Origin of the sequence: Flagellimonas beolgyonensis (assembly GCF_003992615.1) — a bacterium.
In the GTDB taxonomy this organism is placed as follows: Bacteria; Bacteroidota; Bacteroidia; order Flavobacteriales; family Flavobacteriaceae; genus Flagellimonas; species Flagellimonas beolgyonensis.
In genome coordinates, this window is sequence record NZ_RZMY01000016.1 from 295,235 (window position 1) to 307,826 (window position 12,592).

The window sequence follows — 12,592 nt, forward strand, 5'->3', positions numbered from 1 at the left end:
GAAATTCGTAATTTTCAATTTCCAAGCATAATTTCAACAACGGCGATCTGCAGAATTCCGAACTCTTCCATATTGCGGAAAATTGGTTCCATCAACAAGGATGGCAGCCCTTCCCATTTCAAAAACAGACCTGGGATGCTTTTTTGGAAGGCAAGCATGGCCTATTGAACGCACCAACCGGAAGTGGAAAAACCTATGCGCTTTGGTTTCCCATTGTATTGAATTATATCAAGAACAATCCCGATTATAGATCCACGCACAAAAAGGGGTTGAAAGCGGTTTGGATCACTCCGTTACGTGCCCTTTCCCAAGAAATAAAGCAATCCGCCGAACGCATCACCCAAGATCTGGGCACCCAGATGACTGTAGGTATCCGAACCGGGGACACATCCACCAAAGAGCGGGCAAAACAACGGACCACCATGCCGGACCTTTTGATCACCACGCCTGAAAGCCTGCACCTCCTCCTGTCATCTAAAGGCTATGCAAAATTGTTCAAGGACTGTACTGCCATTGTAGTGGATGAATGGCACGAACTATTGGGTTCGAAACGTGGGGTACAGATGGAACTGGGCCTGTCCCGATTAAAAACAGTGTGCACCGACTTGCGCATTTGGGGCATTTCGGCCACCATCGGAAACTTGGAACAAGCCAGAGAAGTACTTTTGGGCCCAGCCACGCCCCAGTTGGAAAATTCGGTGCTGGTGAAGGCCAATCTCAATAAAAAAATTACGGTAAAGAGCATCATCCCAAAAACCATGGAAAAATTTCCCTGGCGCGGCCATTTGGGGCTGCATTTGTTGGAAGATGTGGTGCCCATCATCAATAACAGTAGAACCACCTTGCTCTTTACCAATACGCGTAGCCAGTGCGAAATCTGGTTCCAAAAAATACTCGAAAAACATCCGGAATATGCAGGTGAAATGGCCATGCACCATGGCAGCATCAACAAAGAAACGAGGCTTTGGGTGGAACAGGCCATTCGGAATGAAAGCCTACGGGCCGTGGTCTGTACCTCGAGTTTGGACCTTGGGGTAGATTTTGCCCCTGTTGAAACTGTGGTACAGATTGGTGGACCCAAGGGCGTGGCCCGATTTTTACAACGGGCGGGTAGAAGTGGCCACAGACCTGGCAAGGAAAGCGTCATTTATTTTTTGCCCACCCATGCCATGGAATTGATCGAGGCCTCTGCCATGCAAAAAGCCGTTTTGCACCATGCCGTGGAGGACCGTATCCCCTACCTCAACAGTTTTGATGTCCTGCTTCAATACCTGACCACACTGGCGGTTTCCGATGGGTTTTATCCCGAAGAGATATTCCCAGAGATCAAACAGACCTTTTGCTTTCAGGCCCTATCGGAAGACCAATGGCAATGGTTGCTCAATTTTTTGGTGATGGGTAGCCAAAGTCTGAAAAGTTACGACGAATATAAAAAGGTGGACGTTGAGGAAGATGGCAAATTCAAGGTGAACAACCGGGCCGTGGCCATGCGACATCGATTTCAGATCGGGACCATAGTTGGGGATGCCACCATTTCGGTACGTTACCAAAAAGGTGGGTACATTGGTAGCATCGAGGAGTATTTCATCTCCAAATTGAGCCCTGGCGATGTGTTTACCTTTGCAGGCAGAAACCTGGAATTCATTCGCATCAAAGGAATGTCGGCCCATGTTCGAAATTCGTCCAAACGCACCAGCAAGGTTCCCAGTTGGATGGGTGGCCGATTGAGCTTTTCGGCCAAAATGTCGGAACTATTGCGCCAAGAACTGTACACTGCCGAATTGCCCAAAGCCAAACAATCCATTGAGATTCAATCGCTGGCACCCATGTTTGCCAAACAGCGGGAAGAGAGCATTGTGCCCCAGCCTCACCAATTTTTGATCGAAACCTTTAAAACCTCCGATGGGTACCACCATATTTTTTATCCGTTTGAGGGGAGGGCCATCCACGAAGGCATGAGCAGTTTGCTGGCGTATCGTATCAGTTTGTTGACCCCGATAACCTGTTCTCTCGCTTTTAATGATTATGGTTTTGAATTGCTTTCGGACAAACCCATCGATATCCAGGCCATTTTGGACAACAATCTATTTACTGCAGATTATATGTTGTCCGATCTTCAAAAAAGCTTGAACTCGAATGAAATGGCCCGACGCAAATTCCGCGATATTGCAGTTATCAGCGGAATGGTTTTTACGGGCTACCCCGAAAAAGGGGTGAAAATGAAACACCTGCAAAGCAGCTCCGAACTGTTGTTCGATGTGTTCAAGGATTTTGAGGACGACAACTTGTTGTATCAGCAAGCTTTCACGGAAACATTTGAACACCAATTGGAGGAAGGGCGTTTGCGATTGGCCCTGGAGCGTATCGCCCAACAGGAAATTGTTTGGAAACAATGCAGCAGGCCCACCCCGTTCTCCTTTCCGATCATTACCGACCGATTGCGGGAAAAATTGTCCAACGAAAAGCTGGCGGACTGTATCAAACGAATGACTGCAATATTGAATAAATGAACCTGACCATTAAAGATCAAACATTTCAACTCCACCCTTTGGGTGGGCTGTTCTGGCAGGAAAAATCCCTGTTGCTGATCAGTGATGTACACTTGGGCAAAGTTTCGCATTTTAGGAAGTTTGGGGCCGCGGTTCCCCGAAAGGCCGTGCACAAAAACTTTGTGTTGTTGGATATGCTGGTTTCCAACTTTCAGCCTTTTCAAATCTGTTTTTTGGGCGATCTCTTTCACTCCTCCCTAAACAAAGAATGGGAACTGTTTGAAAATTGGGTGGCCAAGACCCCTTCGGAAATTATTCTGGTGGCGGGCAACCATGACATCATTGCCCCAGAGAAATTCCAACAATTGGACATTCCCATTTTTCCCGAGTTGGTAATCGACGATTTTTTGTTGACCCACCATCCGGAGGAACGGGAAGACCACTTCACTTTTTGTGGGCATATCCACCCTGCGGTCAAACTCCAAGGTTTTGGCAGACAACGCCTTAGACTGCCCTGCTTTTTTAAGTCCAAAAACCAAATGATATTGCCCGCCTTCGGCCAATTTACAGGCACCCATGCTCTAAACCCTTCAAAAGATGATGAAGTTTATGCTATCGTGGAGGATACTGTGGTAAAAATATGACAATTGAACCCAATTAATTTATGGGCAATTGAATCTGTAATTTTTATTCAAAATTACTCCTCCTCTTTAACAAAGTCCATTCATAGTTAATTTTTGTCCATTTAGCCCAACAAGGTAAAAGAAATTGGAGTTAACATAATTTTAACTATACCGAGGGTAAAATACATGCCACATCCCGAACCAATAACCTAACTCTTAAACAAACCTAATGAATTCAAAAAAAGTACTTACAACATTTTTGTTATTTTCAACGGTATTTGCTATTGGTCAAACATCCTTTGATGGTTTCTTTCCAAAAAAAGGCAAACTGAGCTTGACTACTTCATATACACGTACTTCATATGATGAATTTTATGTTGGCAAGGAAATCACCAGTCCAGTACCCGCTCATAATGAAGTTAACCAAAACATTTACACCTTGTACGGTACCTATGCTGTTTCGGACAACCTTGGTATAATTGTCAACTTCCCCTATTTTGCCGCGGAAGGCGATGGCGAACCCGACCCAATTAATGGAAAAACCGAACAAAACGACATACAAGACATCAATATCTATGGAAAATATAGATTTGCACAATCCAAATTTAATGGTGGAAGTGTTGATTATTTGACTGCCCTGGGCTTTACTTTACCTACAGGCTATCAATCCAATGGGATACTTTCCATTGGTAGCGGCTCCTTTAACACCAATCTTCACGCAGGGGCCCAATTGAACACCAACTTAGGACTTTTTGCATCTGTTTTGGCTGGATACAGCCTTAGAGGTGAAGCAGATGACGATTTTGGCACAAACGGAGGAGAAGATTTTGACGTTCCCGATGCTTTTCTATTCACCGGAAAAATAGGTTATGCCACTTCCAATTTTTATGTTGATGGCTATGTAAATTATCAAGCATCAACAGATGGATGGGATCTTACGGATCCAAACTTTGGTGGCCGTTTCCCTGAGTCCAAAGTAAGTTATACTCTTTTGGGTATAAGTGCCTATGTACCGGTTACGCAGCTGATTGGGGTAAGTGCAGGCTATGGAACTGTAATCGATGGTAGGAATATTGGAGATACCAACTTTTTTAATTTTGGCTTGACCTTCAATATCCATACAGCCTCCAAATTACAATAACTAAAGTTTTGTTCATGATAGAAAGCTTGGGGCCCAATGGGGGTCCCAGTTTTTTTTCAAAAAAAGACGAACAAAAAAGCAGCTTATCATATCTTTGTCTGCTATGGGAAAAAACCCCATATCGGCTTTCCTTGATCAGTCTCCGTCTCTTAGGAAACTGCGGGATGCCATTGCCCAATCGCAACAATCCCAAAAGAACAGCCATCAAAAAATCAATCTCAAGGGACTTGTGGGATCCTCCCTTTCCTTTGTGGTCACGGAAGCCTTCAAGTCGGCCGATGCTCCCTTTTTATTGATTTTGAACGATAAGGAAGAGGCTGCCTATCACTTGAACGATCTGGAACTCTTGATCGGAGAAAACGACGTGCTCTTTTATCCGGGTAGCTACCGTAGACCCTATCAAATTGAAGAAACCGACAACGCCAATGTGTTGTTGAGGGCCGAGGTGCTGAACCGTATCAATTCCCGGAAAAAACCCGCGGTGATTGTGACCTATCCCGATGCGCTTTTTGAAAAAGTGGTCACGCGAAAGGACTTGGACAAGAATACCCTTAAGATCAGATTGGAGGATACGCTTTCGCTTGATTTTTTGAACGAGGTGCTTTTCGAATACCAGTTCAAGCGGGTGGATTTTGTGACCGAACCGGGCGAGTTTTCCGTGCGTGGTGGCATTGTGGACGTGTTCTCCTTTTCCAATGATGAGCCGTATCGTATCGAATTTTTTGGGGACGAAGTGGACAGTATCAGAACCTTTGATGTGGAAACCCAACTCTCCACGGACAAGGTGAAGAAAATCACCATCATCCCCAATGTGGAGAATAAGTTCATGCAGGAATCCCGGGAAAGTTTCCTCAAATACATTTCGCCCAATACCGTGGTCTTTGAAAAAAATCCGTCGTTGATCTACGATCGTATCGATGCTTTCTTTGCCAAGGCGGAAGAAAGTTTTGGCAAGCTCAGCGGCGAGTTGAAGCATGCCGAGCCCAAGGAACTTTTTGTGGACTCCACTTTGTTGAAAAACCAATTGGAGGATTTTCTTTGCGTGCAGGTGGGGTCGTCTTCCGGTACTCAAACAGGTGACGAAATCAATTTCAACACCAAACCCCAGCCGGCGTTCAATAAAAAATTTGACCTGCTCATCGAGGACCTGAATGAAAACCGGAAAGCAGGGTTCACCAATTATATTTTCTGTTCCACCGAACAACAGGCCAAGCGTTTGCACGATATTTTCGAGGAGGTGGACAAAACGGTACACTACCAAACCCTGGTTTTTCCCCTTTTTCAGGGATTCATCGATCAAGACCTGAAACTGGCCTGCTACACCGACCATCAAATTTTTGAACGGTACCACAAGTTCCATTTGAAAAATGGCTATGCCAAAAAACAGGCCATTACCCTCAAGGAACTCAATAAATTGGAAATTGGGGATTATGTGACCCACATTGACCATGGGATCGGAAAATTCGGGGGACTCCAAAAAATCGATGTGGAAGGCAAAAAACAGGAAGCCATCAAATTGATCTATGGCGACCGCGACATTTTGTATGTGAGCATCCACTCGCTCCACAAAATTTCCAAATACAACGGTAAGGATGGAGCTCCGCCCAAGATTTATAAATTGGGTTCGGCCGCTTGGAAAAACCTAAAACAAAAGACGAAAAACCGGGTCAAGAAAATTGCGTTCGACTTGATTCAGGTCTACGCCAAGCGACGCTTGGAAAAAGGATTCCAGTGTGCCCCCGATAGCTACCTGCAGTTTGAGTTGGAAGCGTCTTTCTTGTATGAAGACACACCCGATCAGGAAAAATCGACCCAAGATGTGAAACGGGATATGGAAAGTGAGCGCCCTATGGACCGTTTAATCTGTGGGGATGTGGGCTTTGGAAAGACAGAGGTGGCCATTCGAGCAGCATTCAAGGCGGTGGACAATGGCAAACAGGTGGCCGTTTTGGTACCCACCACCATTTTGGCCTTTCAACATCACCGAACTTTTGGGGAACGATTGAAGGATATGCCGGTGACCGTGGAATACCTCAACCGTTTCCGGACTGCCAAGGAAAAAAAGGACATTCTGGAACGATTGGCGGCTGGAAAAGTTGACATAATTATCGGGACCCATCAGTTGGTGAACAAAAATGTACAGTTCAAAGATCTGGGCTTGTTGATCGTGGACGAAGAACAGAAATTTGGGGTTTCCGTGAAGGAAAAATTGCGTTCCATCAAAGAAAATGTGGATGTGCTCACTTTGACCGCTACGCCCATTCCAAGAACATTGCAATTCAGTTTGATGGCGGCCCGGGATCTCTCCGTGATCAACACACCCCCACCGAACCGCTATCCCATCGAAAGCCAAGTGATCCGATTCAACGAAGAAATTATCCGCGATGCCGTTTCCTACGAAATCCAACGGGGCGGGCAGGTGTTCTTTATCCATAACCGTATTGAGAACATCAAGGAGGTGGCCGGTATGCTTCAACGATTGGTGCCCGACGCCAAAATAGGCATCGGACATGGGCAAATGGAAGGCAAAAAATTGGAACAGCTTATGCTCGCCTTCATGAATGGGGAGTTTGATGTGCTCGTTTCCACCACCATTGTGGAAAGTGGTCTGGACGTGACCAATGCCAACACCATTTTCATCAACAATGCCAACAGTTTTGGGTTAAGCGACCTACACCAAATGCGTGGCCGTGTTGGGCGAAGCAACAAAAAAGCGTTCTGTTTCTTCATTACGCCACCGTATGAGGTAATGACCCCCGATGCCCGAAAACGAATTGAAGCCTTGGAACAGTTCACCGATCTGGGCAGTGGTTTCAACATCGCCATGAAAGATCTGGAAATCCGTGGTGCTGGAGATTTGTTGGGTGGTGAACAGAGTGGGTTCATCAACGAAATCGGTTTTGAAACCTACCAAAAAATATTGACCGAAGCCATCGAGGAACTCAAAGAAAATGAGTTCAAGGAACTATACGAGGAAGTGGAGGGCCACAAGGAAAAAGTATATGTAAAGGAACTGCAGTTGGATACTGATTTTGAATTGCTCTTCCCGGATGATTACATCAACAACATCACCGAACGATTGAACCTGTATACCCAGCTCAATGAGGTACAGAACGAGGAAGGCCTCCAAAAATTTGAAGCACAACTGGTGGATCGTTTCGGGGAACTCCCAGAGCAGGCGGAAGACCTATTGAATTCCGTTCGCATTAAATGGATTGCCACCCATATTGGTCTGGAAAAAGTGATCTTGAAAAACGGCAAATTTGTTGGGTACTTTATCGCCGACCAACAATCCGACTTTTACCAAAGTCCCATGTTCTCCAAGGTGTTGCAATACGTGCAGAGCCACTCACAACAGGCCAAATTAAAAGAGAAACAGACCCGAAACGGACTGCGTTTGTTATTGACCTTTGAACGGATCACCAGCGTGGAAAAAGCCTTGCAGGTTTTGGAGCCGTTGAAAGTTGTTCCTACACAAAAAGAATGAGATTCTTCACTGCGTTCAGAATGACCAATTGGAGTCATTTCGACAGAGCGTAGCGACGAGAAATCCTTTGAACCAGAAGTCATGCTGAACTCCTACCAGCCGTCAGGCATGGTGTTTTAGCATCACAATACAGCAGTGTCAAGCACGGAATGACACCTAGGAACATTGTCATTTCGAAATGAGGAGTGTAGCGACGATTGAGAAATCTAAAATCCTTAAAAACAGATTTCTCACATGCGTTCGAAATGACAAAGAGGCTTTGTATTAAAAAGCCTCATACACCTGCTTTACAAAATCCCCTATTTTGGAGGGTTCCAACCAGCGGGTCACGATGACCAAACCACTTTTTTGGTCCACCACAATAAAATTACCCCCAAATCCGGCGGCATAAAACACGTGTTCGGGGACGCCTTCCCAATGGCGGGCACCCTTTTGGTTGAGCCACCACATATAGCCATAATTTACATTGGGCACAGATGGCGTAGTGGCCTTCTCGATCCAATTTGCACTAATCAACTGTTGGTTTTGCCATTTGCCGTTGTTCAGGAACAACAACCCAAAACGGGCCATATCCTCGGTGGAGATAAAGAGTCCGGCTCCAGAGTGTCCACCGCCAGTAACCGATTTCATTTTAAGACCATCCACCACCGTCCAGGCATGGTCGTAGCCAAACCAACGCCAAGAGGTGGTGGCCCCTATCTTGTCCATAATTTCTTCTTTCAGCACCATGGGCACTGGTTTACGCCAAACGTGGGTTAAGGCATAGGCCAACACATTTACCCGAACATCGTTGTATTCCATCACAGTACCCGGTTCGTTCAATTTTCGGAACTTCCAATCATCCAGACCACCTTCCCGTGGTGGACGGTCGGCCCAATCCTTACCTCCCCAAAGTTCCCCGGACCAATCTGAATTTTGTTGCAACAAATGCTCCCAAGTGATTTTGGAGTTGTGTTCGCCATCAAAAGTGCCGTCCCAAATGTAATTGCCTGCCCTGTCCTTAGTGTCTTTGATCAATCCATGGTCCTCGGCCAATCCTGCCACGGTGGACAAAAAGCTTTTGGTAACGCTGAAGGTCATATCCACCCGCTGGGTATCGCCCCAAGTGGCCAATACATAACCATTTTTCATGATCATCCCGGCAGGGCCGCCGCGCTTTTTGGTCGGGCCCAATATCTGATGAAAAGGTTCTTGTTTGAACCCCTCCAAAATCGCAATGCGCAGATCGCGTGATCCGGAATATTCATTGGCATTGGCAAATTCCACCGCTTTGTCCAGTTGGGCTTGATTCCAATTGAACTGCCCTTTTTCTGCAGTTTTCCATGCTTCATGGCGTTCTGGGAAATATATTTTTTGGGCCGCCAACGGGTTGTTGACCATCAATGCTACAAAGAGGGAAATTTGAAAAAGTGGTTTCATGATGAGATGGGTTAATTAGACTTTGAAGGTACTAATTGTTCAGGGATTTCCCATCGTATCATAATCCCCATACTGTATTGAAATGAATATAATATTTCATTAATAAGGGATTCTACACTGTGTTCAGAATGACGAGTGGGTCCAAATGTCTTTTCAAAATGAGGAGAGAAACGACGATTGAGAAAACTTAAGTCCTAAAAAGGATTTCTCACACTCGTTAAACTCGGTTCGAAATGACAAATGGAGAATCATCCCCTAAAACCTTTTCTTGTGGATCAAGTTGCCTTCTTCATCAAAGTACCGCCATGTGCCTACTTGTACATCGTTTCGAAATCGACCGGTAATTCTTTCATTTCCGTTGGGATAATATTCCGTGTAACGGCCATGTTTGAGGCCATCTTTTAGGTCAACTTCAAATTTAGTTGCCCCATTGGCGTACAATTTACTGAAAGATTTGGCATTTAGGTCGTTCGGATAAATGGGTTTCAGATTGAAAATGGCATCTGTGATTTCTTCCGAAGTTGCAACGGTTGGTTGGGGATTGGATTGTTGATTTCCAGCGGTGAACTGGCTATTGCGTTTTACCTCTTCCACATCCTGGTAATTGATCACCAAACGACTTTCAAAAAGGTCATCCTCTGGAGTCAATTGCAGTCCCACTTGTGGAAAACAGATAATGAAATCCTTGTTCTTGCGCATCTTTTGCTTCGTGGTCGCATCGGCTAACCCGTACAGGTTGTCATATAGAATAGGAATGTTGCCGTACACAAACACCGTGGATTCCGAATCGAACTTGGCATCAAAATCCCTAAACTCTTCCGATGCGGTCAAGACCGCTCCTTCAATAAAATGATCAATTATACCCTTAAGGGTATTGGGGTTATCGCTGAACACTACAAAGTCTTCAATTTGGGTAAAATAGGGTTTGTCAAATTCGTTGAACCTTCCTCCCAAAAGCATTTTAAAAAACCCTTTTATGGATAAAAAATTGATTTCATACCCTTTGTAATCCACTGCCTTAAACTTGACCGGGGTCTTTTTCCGTATCTGTTCCACCACAAAATCCAGATTGCGCTTTGCATCATCGGCATCCTTGGTTTTCAAAACCAAGGCCATATCATTCTGGCTCTCAGAAATTTGGGATTGAATTTGAAGCACGGCAATTTCATTTCCGATCCAACTCACAAAATTTTCCTTGACATTGATCTTTAGGAATTTCTCCACTTTTTCTATCCCTTGCTGGTAGCTTTCAAATTGTGCCGGGTCGTTTTGCTGCACCAGTTCAAAGTTTTGATAGAATTCGGGGAAGCTGTTGAACCCATAACTGATGTACAATGCAGTCCGTTTTGGGGCAATGGCAGGAATGGAACGCTCCGCCGTTCCCGATTTTTGAAGGGCCTCCAAATAGTATTCGTTTACGGAACTAATATTGGTATATCCATTGGCGGTAAGGGTGCTCTTACTGTCCAGGTCAAAGTAAAAGCCAGAGAACAAAAAGTTTTCACTCACCCGTCGCACCCAATCGGAAGGTCGGTCCGTAAAGCGTTTCACGTAATCATCAAAATAATTGTACTGGACATACAAACGGAACAGATCTTCGTGTCCCACCTTTTGGTTGATCTCAATAAAATTGAGGTTACGGCCCAAAACCGGTTCTTGGTATTGATCTATGGAAGCCTCAACAAGGGTGTGGGTGTACGAGGCTACCAACTGGTTTTTGATAAAGGCCAAATACATGGTCTCCTTGCTCTCGCGATCGTGCACTTCCAAAATCTCGTGTTCATGGTAAGTGCGTTTGCTCAGCACATAGCCCTCGTTCAACAAGGTGTTCAGATAGGTTTTGAGGAGTTGCAGTTTGGCCAACCGTTTCAAATCCAGCACATAAAATAGTCCATAATCCTTTGGGGATACCATGTGTACGGAAATGAATAGGGACCGCCCATCAAAAAACTCGAACAATTTGTGGTTGTCGTTGAAAACGGTATCCACACGTTGAATGTTCTCGGTAAGCTCTGAAAAATAGGCATTACCTTGAAGGTGTTGCCAAGCTTTGCTTTCGCTGATCTGTTGCCAACTCTCCACAGGTCGCTCCGATTCGATGATGAAAACAGCATCCTTGGGAATCAAGTAAATGGACTGCAGATTGGTCTTGGGCGATAGGATAAAGATATAGGCCAAATAGCACAGGTAAAGTGTTAGTAGGGCCAGTAATCCATAAAGAATTCGTTTTTTGGTCATTCCTTCAACAGTGTCTTTAGTGTTAACGAAGGAGTGCCAATTTTAGTTTAAAAGGCAGATCTAATTATAATTGCTTCAAGTCTTTAATGGTTTTGAAGGCCACATCGACCTGCTCTTCGTTGACCAAGATGGTAAACTCGTTGGTCGTGGAAATTACTTCGTAGAGCACGATGCCTTCCCACGCCAAACGTTGAAAAATGAAGTAGTAGATACCGGGAACCGAAACGTTTTCGGCAGGTAGTTTTACCGTAATGGATGAAAGCCCCTCCGCTTTTTGGGTGCAGCGCTCGTGCTTGAAATATTTTTCAACCACGCTGTCCATAACATTGCTTATGACTATGTTAATCTCGTTCACTCCACGGGAAGAAGTATAGAAAACATCTTGGTTGGCATTCACCTCTTCCAACAATTTGGCCTGTTGTTGCAAAATAGTATCCGAGGCCAAGAACGTGTAATCCGATAGGTTGGAACGAACAGTGATCTCCCCAATGTTCTTGAGTACTTTTACAATACGGTGCGTTGCACGGAATTCCAAATCGTCCGAAAGTCGTTTCAAGGCCATAACAATGGCACCATCCTTCACATCCTTGCCCAATTCTTCGGCAATTTCCGGTTTTATTTGTCTGGACAACGAAGTTAAGTTGATAATCCCCTGTGCCAAAGCTGTTTGCAGAAAGGGTTTCTTTTTGATGTAATGTTCAACTACGGCGGAAATTGTTTTCATTATTGGTCGATTTGGAACAAAAATAACATATTGTTACAAAACAAACAAATGGTTAGAAAAAATAAAACGCATTTTCAAGGTGTTCAATGTGAAGGTGTTCTCCATTTTTTATCACGGTGACCACATCAAAACGAACCTCCAAATCCAGATCATTTTCTTGAATGAACTGGTTTGCTGCCATGGTCAATAATTTGATTTTTTTGGAACTGATAGTGGTTGTCAATTCCTCATAAAATCCCTTGTTTCTTGACTTTACCTCTACTACGACCAATGTGTCGGCATGTTGGGCAACAATATCGATCTCTGCTTTGAGATACCGATAGTTACGGGTAAGAATTCGATAGTTTTTGGCCTTTAAAAAGTCGATTACCTTTTGCTCTCCAAGCTTGCCAAATTGATTGTGTTCTGCCATTTAAAAGGTAATGTATCAAAAATTTTCGTGCATTTCATCGAAAAATTTGGTAGTTCAAG

8 protein-coding genes are annotated in these 12,592 nt (G+C 44.6%); 4 read left to right on the forward strand and 4 right to left on the reverse strand.

Going from position 1 to position 12,592, the window contains the following annotated elements; translation table 11 throughout:
• Positions 1 to 47 precede the first annotated feature (47 nt).
• The 4 genes from EO131_RS12350 (at position 48) to mfd (ending at position 7,740) form a co-directional block, all read left to right on the forward strand.
• Positions 48 to 2,510 (forward strand): ligase-associated DNA damage response DEXH box helicase, encoded by a 2,463-nt coding sequence (locus tag EO131_RS12350; RefSeq protein ID WP_127022501.1) that lies wholly within the window; start codon positions 48 to 50, stop codon positions 2,508 to 2,510.
• Positions 2,507 to 3,133: a ligase-associated DNA damage response endonuclease PdeM gene (gene pdeM, locus EO131_RS12355; protein WP_127022504.1), complete on the forward strand. Its 627-nt coding sequence runs from the start codon at positions 2,507 to 2,509 to the stop codon at positions 3,131 to 3,133. Before EO131_RS12350 ends, pdeM begins: the two co-directional genes overlap by 4 nt.
• 208 nt (positions 3,134 to 3,341) lie before the next feature.
• A complete protein-coding gene (locus tag EO131_RS12360) occupies positions 3,342 to 4,253 on the forward strand; it encodes a transporter family protein (protein WP_127022507.1) in 912 nt (303 codons plus the stop codon).
• A gap of 103 nt (positions 4,254 to 4,356) precedes the next feature.
• Positions 4,357 to 7,740, forward strand: a complete 3,384-nt coding sequence (mfd, locus tag EO131_RS12365; RefSeq protein ID WP_127022510.1) for a transcription-repair coupling factor — start codon at positions 4,357 to 4,359, stop codon at positions 7,738 to 7,740.
• Positions 7,741 to 8,004: 264 nt separating this feature from the next.
• On the opposite strand, the gene EO131_RS12370 is transcribed toward mfd, so the two are convergent.
• From EO131_RS12370 to EO131_RS12385, 4 genes are all read right to left on the reverse strand, one after another.
• Positions 8,005 to 9,159, reverse strand: a complete 1,155-nt coding sequence (locus tag EO131_RS12370) for a serine hydrolase domain-containing protein (protein WP_127022513.1) — start codon at positions 9,157 to 9,159, stop codon at positions 8,005 to 8,007.
• A 255-nt stretch (positions 9,160 to 9,414) separates the two neighbouring features.
• Positions 9,415 to 11,397 (reverse strand): DUF3352 domain-containing protein, encoded by a 1,983-nt coding sequence (locus EO131_RS12375; protein ID WP_127022516.1) that lies wholly within the window; start codon positions 11,395 to 11,397, stop codon positions 9,415 to 9,417.
• A gap of 64 nt (positions 11,398 to 11,461) precedes the next feature.
• Positions 11,462 to 12,121: an aspartate kinase gene (locus EO131_RS12380; RefSeq protein WP_127022519.1), complete on the reverse strand. Its 660-nt coding sequence runs from the start codon at positions 12,119 to 12,121 to the stop codon at positions 11,462 to 11,464.
• 52 nt (positions 12,122 to 12,173) lie between these two features.
• Positions 12,174 to 12,533, reverse strand: a complete 360-nt coding sequence (locus EO131_RS12385; RefSeq protein ID WP_127022522.1) for a YraN family protein — start codon at positions 12,531 to 12,533, stop codon at positions 12,174 to 12,176.
• Positions 12,534 to 12,592 lie beyond the last annotated feature (59 nt).